A 14,230-nucleotide genomic window follows, 5' to 3' on the forward strand; every position below is an offset into this window, starting at 1 on the left:
GAGTCGTGTGTGAAGATGTCTGCCCTCGACTCGTGCTCTCGCGCGTTGACATGGTCGGTTTCATGTAGTGATAGGTCGTATTCCTCGACAGTGACTGACGAGAACACATCCCGTCACGACCGCATTCGCCGGCATCCGACACCAGGGCCGGGCAACTCGTTGTCCGGGTGGCCGACCGCTCGTAGTCCCGCTCGAGTCGCGATTTCGTATCTCGTCATCTGGCTTGTCCGGATCTCGCCGAGTCTCCGGCTCAAGCGCTGGCTGTTGCGTCAGCTGGGCGTCACTGTTGGACCTGGGGTTTCGTGGGGACTCGAGGCCACGCCGGACGTCTTCTGGCCGGAACTGATCACGATCGAAGCGGAGGCGCTGGTCGGCTACGACGCGACGATTCTCTGTCACGAGTTTCTGCAAGACGAGTATCGGACGGGCGAGGTTCGGATCGGAGAGCGGGCGATGATCGGTGCCGGGGCGATCGTTCTGCCGGGCGTCGAAATCGGTGCCGATGCACGCGTCGCGGCGAACTCACTCGTGACACGTGACGTCCCGCCGAATACGACTGTTGCGGGTGTCCCAGCCGAGCCGATGGGGACAGACGACACTGACGAGGAGCCGCAATCGGAGTCATAAGCGCACGACGAGCGCCAGCCCGGAGAAAGCGAGCGCTCGGCATGAGCAGTTAGAAAAGCAAGATAGAAACGATGCTTCTCGAGAAGACGCGTCGAAAACGCGTTCTGCTCGAGCAATCGGAGCTGGTGGGGACGTCGCGAAACTACAGCGACGGCCAGGACTTGCGGGCTTCGTTCCAGGACGTGATGTCTGCGATCCAGCGGGCGGCGATCGCCTTTTTGAGGTTCTTCGCAGCGAAGCCACCGAAGGTATCGACGGGCAACATATCGACGTCGTGGGCGATTGCCTTGTCACCGACGGAGACGACGGTCCCTTTGTCGTCGTGTTCCCAGGTCTTGAGCGGGCGGTTTTCGATGGCTCGAGAGATGTTCTCGCCAGCGACTTCTGCGGCCTGCCAGGCGGCCTGTGCGGTCGGCGGCGCAGGCTGGTCGCCCTGGTCGATGATTGCCGAGTCGCCGATTGCGAAGACGCGTTCGTTGGAGGTCTGGAAGTTGGCCTTCGTGTTGACGCGGTTGTGTTCTTTCTCGAGGTCGACATCGTCGAACGCATCACGACCCGTAATTCCGCCGGTCCAGACGAGCACGTCGTGTTCGAGCGGTTCGCCCTCGTCGAACTCGATGACGTCCTCGGTGGCTTCGGTGATCGGATCGTCCGTATGGATCCGGACGCCAGCGTCCTCGAGCAGATCGCGCAGGGCCTGCTGGCACTCTGGGTCGTTCCCGGGGAAGATCTCGTCAAGTGCTTCGACGAGGTGGATTTCGATCGGTGCACGGTGGTTGTCGCGGAACTCCGCGATCTCACCGGCAGTCTGGATACCCGAGAGCCCAGCGCCGCCGATGACGACCTGCGCGGGCTCGCCGCGGGTGGCGTCCTGGCTGGCCTGCTTGACGGCGTCGTGAATCTCGAGCGCGTCGTCGAGACTTTTGAGCGTCAGCGAGTGTTCCTCGAGGCCGGGGATACCGTAGTAGGCGGTCTGGCTGCCGAGGCCGACGAGGACGTAATCGTACTCGACGTCATCGGAGTCGGCCAGTTCGACAACCTGTTCGTCGACGTCGAGACCGGTGACCTCGTCCTGAATAAAGCGAGTCGATGGGTCCGCGATCTGATCGATCGGGAACGTGATATCAGAGCGGACGCTTGGGTCACGGATCACGCGGTGTGATTCGTGAAGAACCAGGTGATAATCGACGTCCGCAATCCATGTGAGTCGTACGCTGCCTCCAAGCTCCGACTGGAGTTTATTGATCGCACCGGCACCAGCATAGCCAGCTCCGAGCACGACGACGTTCTCAGTCATACCTAGCAAATAGATACACTACGATACAAAGGTGTTGGAACACGAACCAATGAGTGGTATGTTCACAGTTAACATACTTCTAGCGGGTCTGTTCCGTGACGAGCAAGTGAGTCGGGTTACAGAATCCGCTTTCCGAACGTGCTTGCCGCGAGTTCGGCCGCGAGCGTCGCTGTCTCGTTACCCTCATCGAGGATCGGGTTCACTTCGACGACATCCATCGACCGGAGAATACCGCCACTCTCATGTCGCCGAGAGACGGTCTCGAGGGCGGCGTGAGCTTCCCGGTAGGTGACACCGCCGCGAACTGGTGTCCCAACACCGGGTGCTGTTTTGGGGTCGAGCCAGTCGAGGTCGAGACTTACGTGAACGCCGTCGGTGTCGGTGGTCGCAACATCCAACGCAGTCTCGACGACCGACGTCATTCCCTGTTCGTCGATATCGGCCATCGTGAAAGCAGTCATCTCACTGTCCCGGAGGAGTTTGCGTTCGCGATCGTCGATACTCCGAAGGCCGACGTATGCGATCGATCCTTCCCGGACACGCGGTGCGGTGGCCCACGCTTGGTCCTCGAACGTCCCACGGCCAAGCGTCGCCGCAAGCGGCATCCCGTGGACGTTTCCGCTAGGTGAGGTTTCTGGTGTATTGAGATCTGCGTGGGCATCGAACCAGATCGCGCCGAGATCGGCGTCTCTGGACGAGCCCTGCATCGAGCCGATCGCAACCGAGTGATCACCACCCAGAACGAGCGGAAACTCGCCGTCTGCAAGGGTCTGTTCGACGCGGTCGGCCAGCCGTGTACAGACGTCTTCGACCTCCCGGAGAAATTTTGCGTTCCCCCGGCTCGGCTGCTTGGCATCCGGATCGCGCTCCTCTGCCCGTGGGATCGAAAGATCACCCGAATCGGTTGGATCAACACCTGCACGCGACAAGCCATCGGCAAGTCCTGCATATCGGATCGCCGACGGTCCCATATCGACGCCTCGACGATCAGCGCCGTAGTCCATCGGTGCACCGATAATTCTGATACTCTGTCCCATGCGTGTGCTATGACGCGACATGGTTTGATCGTGGCGATCGAGCGAGCGACAGATTTAGGCTTAGATAGGACTAAAAATCCGATACGATGATGCTGAGCGACGTGATGGAAGATTATCTCAAGGCGATCTACCAGCTCCAGCGTGAGACCGACGAACGGATCAAAACGTCGGCCATCGCAGAAGAGCTAGACGTCACGTCGCCGACTGTCACCAGTATGCTCGATAAACTCGAGGACCGTGGACTTGTCGACCGCGAAAAGTACCGCGGCGTCACGTTGACCGACGAGGGTGAAACGGTCGCCCTCGAGGTGATCCGACATCACCGACTGCTCGAGGCCTATCTGACGGAACATCTCGACTACGACTGGGCGGAAGTCCACGAGGAAGCGGACCGACTCGAACACCACATCAGCGAGAACTTCGAGGCCCGCGTGGCGGACGCGCTCGACCAGCCGACGGTCGACCCCCACGGCTCGCCGATCCCCAGCGCCGACCTCGAGCCACCGGAACGGCCAGACGGAGCCTCCGTCACCGAGTTTGCAGAGGGAGATATCGTGGTCGTCGAGGAAGTCGCTGATCACGATGCCGAGGTGCTCTCGTATCTCGCAGAGCACGGCGTCGAGCCGGGGGTCGAACTCGAGATCGTGGAGGTCGCTCCCTTCGGGATGGTTACCGCCCGCTCGAGCGGCCACGACGACACCGTTTCGTTGCCCGAATCTGTCGCACATCATGTTCGTGTGGCTGCGCCGGCAGAAGTCGAACAATAACGGTAGTTCGGACAGATCTGTTCAGGAAATCCGTGAGCTGCTGCGTTTAGAGTCAGTCTAACTGCCGACCATTGGAAAAGCTATAAGTTTAGATGGCTCTAATCATTTGTCAATGATGACTCGATATTTCGGTACTGGTACGGAGGAGCCCTCATGACAGCACGATCGATCAACGATCTCCCGCGATGGGTGCTGGCTGTTGGCCCAGTGGTAGTTCTCGCAGTCGTGTTCGGACTCCTGTATTTCACGTCGCCGTTCAGCGGCCTCGGTTCAGCTGACGAGGCGAGCACCGCCGAAATTGTCTGGATGGTGACGGTCATCGGTGCGATTGCAGGCATCATTCCAGTTGCGATCGGGATGCTCTGGTTTCCCTTTATCCGGAATCTCGAGCCGAAGTATCTCCATGCGTTTATGGCGCTTGCGGCCGGTGTGCTTGCGTTTATTGCCGTCGAGATGACCGAAGAGATCATTGAGTACGGCGCCGAGGTCGACGGCGCGCTCACTGCAGGAACAGTCGCTGTCGTCGGTGTCGGGGGGACGTTTGCTGTGATGTATGCCGCCAGCAAGTGGCGACAGCACAAAATGTCGAGCCAGGACAAAAGTGGGCTCCACATTGCCTACCTCGTCGCGCTCGCGTTGGGACTGCATAGCATTGGTGAGGGGCTCGGGATCGGTGTCGCCTACGTCCAAGGGGATGCGACGCTCGTGATGTTGCTCGTGTTGGCGTTCGTCATGCACAACGTGATGGAAGGGCCGACTGTCGTCGCGGCAGTCGCCCGCGATAGGGACCAGCCACCACTTCGACATTTCGCTGCGATGGGCATTATCGCTGGCGGACCCGTTATCCTCGGCGGCTGGATCGGCAGCTTCGCAAACTCGCCACTGCTTGCCGTTCTCTTCTATGCGATCGCTGTCGGTGCGATTATCCAGGTGCTCATCGAGGTCGCCGAACTCATCCGTTTTGATGCCGAAGCCGTCCTGAGTCGGACGAACACGGCAACGTTCGTCGGCGGCTTCGTTCTCATGTTCTTCCTCGAGGACGTCCTCACCGACCTCGTCCTCGAGGGCTGGCTCGTTCCAGTCTGAGGCTGCCGAGATGGTGACAGCAGTTCTCACACGTCTATCGATCACCGTGTGGTAACAGACGGTATCAGCAAACAGTCTCCTAGAGCGACGCAAACAGACACCAACTCACAGACCGCTCCCGAAGCAAAACGCCTTACTATAGGCGGCTCAAAGATCAAAATCCTAGCGAAACAACCTGACTCACCCGTCGGGTTTAAGGAAATCAACTACGAATATCCCAGTATGTCATCCATCGAACTCACCCCCAGCCAGAAGAAAATCCTCCGGGCACTAACGAATCTTCACAAGGAATCGGAATCCGCGATCAAAGGTGAGGATATCGCCGAACAGGTCGACCGGAACCCCGGCACGATCCGAAACCAGATGCAGAGTCTCAAGGCCCTGCAGTTGGTCGAAGGCGTACCAGGCCCGAAAGGAGGATATAAACCAACCGCAGCAGCGTACGAGGCGCTCGAAATCCAGCAGATGGATGATCCAGCCTCCGTCCCACTCGAGCACGAAGGCCAGCCTGTAGACGACGTCATCGTCGAGGAAATCGACCTCTCGAGTGTTCACCACCCCGAACTCTGCCGTGCTGAGATCCACATCCAGGGAGCGATGGGTGAGATCCACGAGGATGACTCGGTCATCGTCGGACCGACACCACTCTCGAAACTCGTTATCGAAGGGCGTGTCGACGGGAAAGACGACACGAACAATATTCTGATCCTTCGGATCGAGGACATGGTCGCGCCTGCCGAAGAACCAGCACACTGAACGCGCGTTCGGCGCTGGCAGTTCGTCTCGTCTCCGTTCTTATCGACAACTGCTCCTATTGGACAGCCCGGCGTGGAGTCGGTCACACACTCGAGGTCATCGTCCACCGGACACATTTGCAGCCAACTTCGTACTGACTGTGAGTCACGTCCGCCAGCGGTCTGGCGACACCGTTCACCCCACCGCCAACACATCTGGTATCGACTCTCGAGTCAGTTCGAGCTCGCGCACGATCCGATCCCTCTGCTGGTGTCGACTGCGACGCGAAAAAAGGAACGCGGCGCCGTGGTCAGTTCTCGTCGGTGTCGACCGTCGTGACAGCCGGAATCTCGTCGACGCTTGCGACCGCGTCGCCTGCCTCGACATCCATGACGATCACGCCCATCGTATTTCGTCCGACCGTCGAGATGTCGTCGACGCGCGTGCGGACGATCTGGCCGCGCTCGCTCATCATCACGAGTTCGTCGTCGTCGGCAACAGCTTTGACAGCCGTCACCGGCCCGTTTCGGTCGCCCGTTTTGATGTCGATCAGGCCCTTACCGTAGCGTGATTGGGTGCGATACGCCGAGAGGCGAGTGCGTTTGCCGTAGCCGTTTTGAGTGACGGTCAACAGCGCCCGCTCGTCGTCTTCGTCGGTCGCAACCAGTCCGGCGACCGCGTCGCCGTCCTCGAGTTTGATCCCGTTGACACCGCGGGCGTTGCGCCCCATCGAGCGAACTTCACTCTCGTCGAAGCGGATCGTCATCCCGCCTTCGGTTGCGATAACCAGATCCTGCGAGCCGTCGGTGACTTCGACGTCGACGAGTTCGTCACCGTCCTCGAGGTCGGCCGCGATGATCCCGGTCGAACGGATGTTGTCGAACTCCGAACCGGCGGTTCGTTTGACGTAGCCGTTCCGGGTGGCCATCGTCACGAACTCGCCGTCGCCGAAGGCGTCAGTGTCGACGATGGCCGTAATATCCTCGTCGGTGTCGAGGTCGAGGATATTGACTGCCGATTTCCCGCGTGCCGTCCGGCCCATCTCGGGAATCTCGTAGGTCTTGAGCTGGTAGACTTTGCCCTGATTGGTAAAGCACAGCAGGTAGTCATGGGTGTTCGCGCGGAACACCGTCGTGACGCGGTCGCCGTCTTTGACGTCCGCGCCGATGATTCCCTTGCCGCCCCGACCCTGCGGGCTGAACTGGTCGATCGGCATCCGCTTGACGTAGTCGTCTTCGGTCATGACGACGAACACCTCTTCTTCCGGAATGAGGTCCTCGTGAGTGACCGTCCCCTGGTCCTCGATGATCGAGGTCCGGCGGTCGTCGCCGTACTCGGCTTTGATCTCACGGAGTTCGTCTTTGATGACCGCGAGCAGCTCCTGCTCGCTTTCGAGAATCGATGTCAGGCGCTCGATCTCGGCCTGGACGTCCTCGTACTCGTCTTCGATCTCGGCCGTCTCCATCGACGTGAGACTGCCCAGTTGCATCCGGACGATGTGCTCTGCCTGGGCTTGGGAGAACGAATACGCCTCCTGCAGGGCGGCTTTCGCGGCCGACCGATCCTCGCTGTTGCGGATCAGTTCGACGACGTCGTCGGCGTTCTCGACGGCCGTCAGTCGACCCTCGAGGATGTGGGCTCTGTCTTCTGCTTCCTCGAGGTCGTACTCACTGCGTCGGCGGACGACTTCACGGCGGTGGGTGACGTACTCCTCTAAGGTTTCTCGCAGCGAGAGCACCTGCGGCTGGCCGTCGACCAGCGCGAGGTTGATCACGCCGAACGTCTTCTCGAGATGGTTCTCGAGCAGTTTGTTTTTGACGACCTCGACGTTCGCACCGCGTTTGCACTCGACGACGATGCGGACGCCGTCGCGGTCGGACTCGTCACGCAGGTCCGAGATCCCCTCGATCTCGCCGTCGTTGACGTTTTCGGCGATCCGCTCGACCATCCGGGCCTTGTTGGCCTGGTAGGGGAGTTCGGTGATGACGATTCGCTCGCGGCCGTTTTTCCACTCCTCGACTTCGAACTCGGCACGCACGCGGATGCGCCCGCGACCGGTCTTGTACGCCGAGTAGATGGCGTCGCGACCGACGATGTTCGCGCCCGTCGGGAAGTCGGGGCCTTTGACGTGCTCCATCAGATCCTCGACCGTCGCGTCAGGGTTGTCGATGAGTTCGATCGTCGCGTCGATCACCTCACAGAGGTTGTGCGGCGGGATGTTCGTGCTCATCCCGACGGCGATTCCCGAGGAGCCGTTCACGAGGAGATTCGGAAACGCCGCCGGCAGGACGTCGGGTTCCTGTAGGCGGTCGTCGTAGTTCGCCGAGAAGTCGACCGTGTCCTTGGCGATGTCCTCGAGCAGTTCCTCGGAGACGGCGGCCATCCGTGCCTCAGTGTATCGGGGCGCGGCGGCCGGGTCACCGTCCATCGAGCCGAAGTTCCCCTGCCCGTCGACGAGCGGATAGCGCATCGAGAAATCCTGAGCCATCCGGACGAGCGTGTCATAGATTGCGCTGTCGCCGTGAGGGTGGTAGTCACCCATCGTCTCCCCGACGATCGAGGAGGACTTGCGGTGGCTGCTACCGGAAGAGACGCCCATCTCGTGCATCGCATACAGGATACGCCGGTGGACGGGTTTGAGGCCGTCCCGGACGTCCGGAAGGGCACGCCCCGCGATGACGGACATCGCGTAGTCGATATACGACTGCTCCATCTCATCTTCGATGCGGACGTTTTCGATCGCCCGTGCCTCTACGTCAGTCGGTTCGGGTACGTCTGAACTCATATATTACCTCACCACAGTTAGATGTCGATCCATTCGGCTTCGGGCGCGTGTTCTTTGATGAACTGCTTGCGTGGCTCGACGGCGTCGCCCATCAGCACGGAGAACATCTTGTCCGCCGCGGCGGCGTCCTCGATCGTGATCTGTTTGAGAATACGGTTTTCCGGGTTCATCGTCGTCTCCCAGAGCTGTTCGGGGTTCATCTCCCCGAGCCCCTTGAAGCGCTGGACCTGCGTCGGATTGCCGTCGCATTTCTCTTCGACGATCTCGTCGCGTTCAGCGTCGGTCATCGCATCGTACGTCTCGCCCCGGTAGCGGATGCGGTACAGCGGCGGCTGGGTTGCATAAACGTAGCCACCCTCCAGCAGCGGGCGCATATGCCGGTAGAAGAACGTCAGCATGAGCGTCCGGATGTGTGCGCCGTCGACGTCGGCGTCCGTCGCCATGATGATCTTCTTATACCGGACGTCGTCGACATCGAACTCGTCGCCGATTCCCGCACCGATCGCGGTGATCATGTTCCGGATCTCGTCGTTCTCGAGAATCCGATCGAGTCGGTGTTTCTCGACGTTCAAGATCTTCCCTTTGATCGGAAGCACGGCCTGGAACTCGGGGTTTCGGGCCTGTTTTGCGCTGCCGCCTGCGGAGTCACCCTCCGCGATGAACAGTTCGGCCTTCTCGGGGTCTTTGGTCTGACAGTCGGCGAGTTTGCCGGGCAACGAGGTCGAATCGAGAGCGGATTTACGGCGGGTTAGCTCTTCGGCTTTCTGGGCGGCCTTGCGCGCTTTGGCAGCCTCGACAGCCTTCGTGATGATCGCTTCTGCGGTGTCGGGATGCTCTTCGAAGTAGGTGCCGAGTCCTTCGTGCATCGCGCTTTCGACGATCCCTCGAACCTCGGAGTTGCCGAGTTTCGTCTTCGTCTGCCCTTCGAACTGCGGGTCGGGGTGTTTGATCGAGATGACTGCAGTGAGTCCCTCGCGAATGTCTTCGCCTTTGAGGTTCTCGTCGAGATCGTTCAGTAGATCGTTCTCGCCGGCGTAATCGTTGACACAGCGTGTGAGCGCGGTTTTGAAGCCGGTGAGGTGGGTGCCACCCTCGCGCGTGTTGATGTTGTTTGCGAAGGCATGAATCGAGCCCTGTAGCTCCTCGGTGGCCTGCATCGCCACCTCGACTTCGATGTTCTGGTCGTCGTCCTCGAAGTAGATAATGTCCTCGTGCATCGCCGAGCGCGTCTCGTTGAGATACTCGACGAACTCGCGGATGCCGCCCTGGTACTCGTAGGTTTCCTTGGCCGGGCCGTCCTCGTCGCGTTCATCACGCAACGTGATGCGAACGCCCGAGTTGAGGAAGGCAAGTTCGCGAAGCCGATTCGAGAGCGTCGAGAAGGCGAAGTCGTCGCCCTCGAAGATGTCGGTGTCGGGCCAGAACCGAATCGCCGTGCCTGTCCCCTCATCCGGGTCCATATCGCGGACCCGTTCCATATCGCCGACGGGTTCGCCCGCCTCGAAAGCGTGTTCGAAGACGCCGCCGTCGCGTTTGACCTCGACCTCGAGTCGACTCGAGAGGGCGTTGACGACCGAGACGCCGACGCCGTGGAGGCCACCGGAGACCTGGTAGGACTTGTTGTCGAACTTCCCGCCAGCGTGGAGAACAGTGAGAATCACCTCGAGGGCCGGCCGATCGTACTCGTCGTGTGTATCGACGGGGATACCACGGCCGTCGTCTGCGACGCTCACAGAGCCGTCGTCGTGGATGGAGACGGTAATGTCGTCACAGTGACCTGCCAGTGCCTCGTCAATCGAGTTGTCCACCACTTCATAGACGAGATGGTGGAGCCCTCGAGAATCGGTAGAGCCGATGTACATTGCCGGTCGCTTTCGCACAGCCTCCAGGCCTTCTAAGACCTGAATCTGTCCGGCGCCGTACTCGCTTTCCTGGGACATGTAAAACCTGCTTTCGGGTAGTGGTCCCCACCTAATAAAAGTCACGTGTACGCGCTCGCGCGCGAAGCCACCGTAGCCGTTGCTCGGCTGGCTCTCAGGATGGGATATCTGGTCGTGAAGGGGTGTTCAAGCTCCTCATACCCCAGGTGTTTCTGGTGGTTACGTGGTTTCACGACGCTTGATCGCCTCGAGTCACACACCCTGCTGGAGTCCCGTGATCGCTCTCAAAAAGCCGTGTCAGTGCCCGGGGTGTCGTTGACGGTCTTCGCTCCTGTATGGGAGATGAAATACAACCGCTGTATCTGGCCGTCGGGATCGTTGTGCTCGTCGCCGTGGTCGTCGACATTCTCTGGACGACACTCTGGGTCGACGGCGGGGCTGGTCCGCTTTCCGGACGGCTGACGACCTGGATCTGGCGTGGCCTGCGGACGGCAAGCAACGACCACCCGCGCGCGCTGAGTCTCGCCGGGCCGCTGATCCTCGCGTTCACGCTTGCGATGTGGATCGCACTGTTGTGGCTCGGCTGGACGATGGTTTTCGCTGGCGACGAGACGGCCCTCGTCAGCGCCCATACCGGCGCGCAGGCCGACTGGTCCGGACGATTCTACTACGTCGCCTACACGATGTTCACGAACGGAAACGGCGATTACACGCCGACGACGAGTGGCTGGGAGATCGCCAGTTCGTTCACGACCGCGACTGGAATGGCCTTCGTCACGCTGGGCGTCTCCTACGTCCTCGGCGCAGTGTCGGAAAAGCGCTCATTTGCCAGCGACGTCACCGGTCTGGGCGAACGCAGTGAAGCATTCGTCCGTACGGGCTGGACCACTGAAGACGAGTTTCGCGGCCTCGAGCACCCACTCGAGTCACTCGCTACGCAACTGTCCATGCTCGCAGACCAGCACAAGGCCTATCCGATTCTTCACTACTACCACAGCGAACAGGCCGCTCGAGCGTCGGCGATGGCCGTTCCCGTCTTCGACGAGGCACTGACGGTCGTTCGCCACGGCGTCTCGGACGATGCACAGCTAAATCCAACACTGGTCGAAGATGCCCGTTCGAGTGTCGAAGCTATCTCGACACGCTCGGGACGGCGTTTATCGATCCTGCCGACGAACTCCCACCTCGGCCGGAACTCGATCGACTCCGGAGCGAGGAGATTCCGACCGTCCAGAACGACGCGTTCACTGACGACGTCACGGCACTGTCCGACCGTCGCCGGAAGCTACTGGGTATCGCACGTGCCGATGCGAGGGAGTGGCCGCCGCTCGAGGAGTGAGAACGTCGGTTTGAGTCTGTTCCGGTGCGACCACGATGGCCGGTCAGATTACCGGCAAACCGTTGTAACCGGCAGTGTGTGGCTCGTTTACAGCCGCCTCAAACCGCCGGTTCACTTTCACTCCGGTAACACACACCTTTTAGCCCCGCCGCTAGTATGGGGGGACAATGACGTCGTTTCAGTCGACACTCGAGGACGAGGTGGGGATCGCCGAGGAGCTGGCCGAGAGCCAGCAGGCGATTTCGATCGCCGAGTTCTTCGAGAAGAACAAGCATATGCTCGGCTTCGACAGCGGCGCTCGAGGCCTCGTCACGGCTGTCAAAGAAGCCGTCGACAACGCCCTAGACGCCGCCGAAGAAGCAGGCATTGCCCCGGATATCTACGTCGAGATCGAGGAAGCCGGCGACTACTACCGGCTGATCGTCGAGGACAACGGCCCGGGTCTGACGAAAGACTCCCTCCCCAAAGTCTTCGGAAAACTGCTCTACGGTTCGCGGTTCCACGCGCGCGAACAGTCTCGTGGTCAGCAGGGGATCGGGATCTCCGCTGCTGTTCTGTATGCCCAGCTAACGAGCGGGAAACCCGCGAAGATCACCAGTCGAACCCAGGGTGCAAGCGAAGCCCAGTACTTCGAACTCATCGTCGACACTGACGCGAACGAACCCGAAATCAGCGTCGAGGAAACGACTTCGTGGGACCGCCCCCACGGCACGCGCATCGAACTCGAGATGGAGGCAAACATGCGCGCCCGCGGGCAGCTTCACGACTACATCAAACACACCGCGGTCGTCAACCCCCACGCCCGCCTCGAGTTGCGCGAGCCCAAGAACCACTTCAAGTTCGAACGCGCGACGGACCAGCTGCCCGAAGAGACCGAAGAGATCCGCCCACATCCCCACGGCGTCGAACTCGGCACCGTGATGAAGATGCTGTCGGCGACGGATTCACAGACGGTCTCGGGGTTCCTCCAGGAGGAGTTCACCCGCGTCGGCAAGAAGACCGCCGAGTCGATCATCGACGAGTTCCGCGACCGCTACTACGGGCGCGAGATGCGCTGGCGGCCACCCACGGCACGCGATGACGTCGACATTGGCGCTGCAGTGTCGGCTGCCACCGCGAACAAGGGAGCCGATGCGACGGCCGCCTTCGCCGACGCCATCGCCGACTCGGTCGCCGACCACGACCGAATCGCTCACCACGAACTCGTTGCTGCCGTCGACGCGGCTGCCGACGACGTCGAAGCCGACCACGGAACGACGTTCGGCGACACCGTCCGCGAAAACGCCGTCGAGGCCGTCTGGCTCGAGGTCATCGATGCTGCGGACGGCGCGGAAACAGACAGCGAGTCAGATGGGACGGCAGCGTCACGCCTCGTCGCCGATCTGTACACCCTCGCCGACGAGGCGACGAGCACCCGAAAGGACGACGAGATCATCCACGCCTTCGCCGAGCGCCTCGCAGCCACGTTCGACGACGAATTCGAGGCCGACAACGTCCGCCATCGACTCACCCGGACGCAACTCCGCGAGTTCGTCAATCGGGCCGCAGCGCTAACTGAGGAGTACGACGACGTCTCCTTCGGAGAGACAGCACGCGAGAACGTCACCGACGCCGTCTGGGACGTTATGGCGACGGTTCCCGACGACCCACCGCTGGTTCGCGAACTCGACAGCGACCGGGATGCCGCCAGCAACCTCGTCGACGGCATGCGTGCGGCCGACATCATGGCCCCACCGACGCGATGTCTCTCGCCGATCACGGAGGAGTTGATCACGGCCGGCCTCAAAAAGGAGTTCGACGCCGATTTCTACGCTTCTGCGACTCGAGACGCCGACGTTCACGGCGGCGATCCGTTCATCGTCGAGGCCGGCATCGCCTACGGCGGCGAGATTCGAGCCGAGGGCAGTGCCGACGTCATGCGGTTTGCAAATCGGGTGCCGCTGGTCTACCAGCGCGGCGCGTGTGCGACGACCGACGTGGTCAAATCGATCGGCTGGCGCAACTACGGGCTCGACCAGCCTGGCGGGTCCGGCCTCCCGAACGGTCCGGCCGTGATCATGATCCACGTCGCCTCCACGAACGTCCCGTTTACGAGCGAGTCCAAAGACGCCGTCGCAAACGTGCCGGCGATCGAAGACGAGATCGAACTTGCGATCCGTGAGGCCGCCCGCGAACTCAAAAGCTATCTCAACAAGCGCCGCTCGATGCAACAGCGCCGGAAGAAACAGAACGTCCTTGGGAAGATCCTCCCCGAGATGGCCGCCAAAGTCGCCGAGGTGACCGACCGCGAGGAGCCCGATATCAACGACGCCGTCGCACGCATCATGAACAACGTGCTCGTCGAACGCAGCGTCAAAGAAAACGGCGACGGCCAGGCAGTCTCAGTCACCGTCGAGAACAACTCGGGTACGGCCGAATCGCTCGAGATCACCGACATCGTCACCGCCGAACCGACGAACCTCTCCGAGGAGGCCACCGTCGTCGAGATGGACGGCGAGTGGTTCGTCAAGTGGGATGTCGACGTCTCGAGCGACGACGAGGCCGCCCTCGAGTACGTGGTGCCCAACGATGCGGCGTTCGATCTGGACGTCAAGGGTGTCGAAAGCGAGAAACTCACGGTGTCAGCATGAGCGTGCGACCGGGTGCTCGGACGGAACGAAGTGAACTTACGGTGAAA

At 61.0% G+C, this 14,230-nt stretch carries 9 protein-coding genes and 1 pseudogene; 6 read left to right on the forward strand and 4 right to left on the reverse strand.

Going from position 1 to position 14,230, the window contains the following annotated elements; all coding sequences use genetic code 11:
• Nucleotides 1-90: 90 nt before the first annotated feature.
• Nucleotides 91-627 carry an acyltransferase gene (locus DV706_RS00585; RefSeq protein ID WP_006067790.1) on the forward strand — a complete coding sequence of 179 codons (537 nt, stop codon included), beginning with the start codon at nt 91-93 and terminating at the stop codon, nt 625-627.
• Between the two features lie 142 nt (nt 628-769).
• On the opposite strand, the gene DV706_RS00590 is transcribed toward DV706_RS00585, so the two are convergent.
• Together DV706_RS00590 and rocF are read right to left on the reverse strand one after the other, a co-directional pair.
• Complete coding sequence (locus DV706_RS00590; RefSeq protein WP_006067791.1) at nt 770-1,924, reverse strand: NAD(P)/FAD-dependent oxidoreductase; 1,155 nt, start codon at nt 1,922-1,924, stop codon at nt 770-772.
• 116 nt (nt 1,925-2,040) lie between these two features.
• Nucleotides 2,041-2,961, reverse strand: a complete 921-nt coding sequence (gene rocF / locus DV706_RS00595; RefSeq protein ID WP_006067792.1) for an arginase — start codon at nt 2,959-2,961, stop codon at nt 2,041-2,043.
• A gap of 86 nt (nt 2,962-3,047) precedes the next feature.
• Between rocF and DV706_RS00600 the strand changes: the two genes are divergently transcribed.
• The 3 genes from DV706_RS00600 (at nt 3,048) to DV706_RS00610 (ending at nt 5,570) form a co-directional block, all read left to right on the forward strand.
• Entirely contained in the window at nt 3,048-3,728 is a 681-nt protein-coding gene (locus DV706_RS00600) for a metal-dependent transcriptional regulator (RefSeq protein WP_006067793.1), read from the forward strand.
• A gap of 153 nt (nt 3,729-3,881) precedes the next feature.
• A complete protein-coding gene (locus DV706_RS00605) occupies nt 3,882-4,814 on the forward strand; it encodes a ZIP family metal transporter (protein WP_006067794.1) in 933 nt (310 codons plus the stop codon).
• 222 nt (nt 4,815-5,036) lie between these two features.
• Nucleotides 5,037-5,570 (forward strand): Rrf2 family transcriptional regulator, encoded by a 534-nt coding sequence (locus DV706_RS00610; protein ID WP_006067795.1) that lies wholly within the window; start codon nt 5,037-5,039, stop codon nt 5,568-5,570.
• Between the two features lie 289 nt (nt 5,571-5,859).
• Here the strand turns inward: DV706_RS00610 and gyrA are convergent, their stop codons facing one another.
• Nucleotides 5,860-8,334 carry a DNA gyrase subunit A gene (gene gyrA, locus DV706_RS00615; RefSeq protein ID WP_006067796.1) on the reverse strand — a complete coding sequence of 825 codons (2,475 nt, stop codon included), beginning with the start codon at nt 8,332-8,334 and terminating at the stop codon, nt 5,860-5,862.
• A 17-nt stretch (nt 8,335-8,351) separates the two neighbouring features.
• Entirely contained in the window at nt 8,352-10,274 is a 1,923-nt protein-coding gene (gene gyrB, locus DV706_RS00620; RefSeq protein WP_006067797.1) for a DNA topoisomerase (ATP-hydrolyzing) subunit B, read from the reverse strand.
• A gap of 287 nt (nt 10,275-10,561) precedes the next feature.
• Here gyrB and DV706_RS00625 point away from each other — a divergent pair.
• Together DV706_RS00625 and DV706_RS00630 are read left to right on the forward strand one after the other, a co-directional pair.
• Nucleotides 10,562-11,553: pseudogene (locus DV706_RS00625) on the forward strand (potassium channel family protein).
• Between the two features lie 167 nt (nt 11,554-11,720).
• Entirely contained in the window at nt 11,721-14,183 is a 2,463-nt protein-coding gene (locus DV706_RS00630; RefSeq protein ID WP_006067799.1) for a DNA topoisomerase VI subunit B, read from the forward strand.
• Nucleotides 14,184-14,230: the final 47 nt, after the last annotated feature.

The sequence above is a fragment of the Natronorubrum bangense genome (assembly GCF_004799645.1).
In the GTDB taxonomy this organism is placed as follows: domain Archaea; phylum Halobacteriota; class Halobacteria; order Halobacteriales; family Natrialbaceae; genus Natronorubrum; species Natronorubrum bangense.

Coding starts and splice junctions, on each gene's coding strand:
- DV706_RS00590 (WP_006067791.1), bottom strand. CDS start 1,924: ATGACTGAGAACGTCGTCGTGCTCGGAGCTGGCTATGCTGGTGCCGGT.
- rocF (WP_006067792.1), bottom strand. CDS start 2,961: ATGGGACAGAGTATCAGAATTATCGGTGCACCGATGGACTACGGCGCT.
- DV706_RS00600 (WP_006067793.1), top strand. CDS start 3,048: ATGATGCTGAGCGACGTGATGGAAGATTATCTCAAGGCGATCTACCAG.
- DV706_RS00605 (WP_006067794.1), top strand. CDS start 3,882: ATGACAGCACGATCGATCAACGATCTCCCGCGATGGGTGCTGGCTGTT.
- DV706_RS00610 (WP_006067795.1), top strand. CDS start 5,037: ATGTCATCCATCGAACTCACCCCCAGCCAGAAGAAAATCCTCCGGGCA.
- gyrA (WP_006067796.1), bottom strand. CDS start 8,334: ATGAGTTCAGACGTACCCGAACCGACTGACGTAGAGGCACGGGCGATC.
- gyrB (WP_006067797.1), bottom strand. CDS start 10,274: ATGTCCCAGGAAAGCGAGTACGGCGCCGGACAGATTCAGGTCTTAGAA.
- DV706_RS00630 (WP_006067799.1), top strand. CDS start 11,721: ATGACGTCGTTTCAGTCGACACTCGAGGACGAGGTGGGGATCGCCGAG.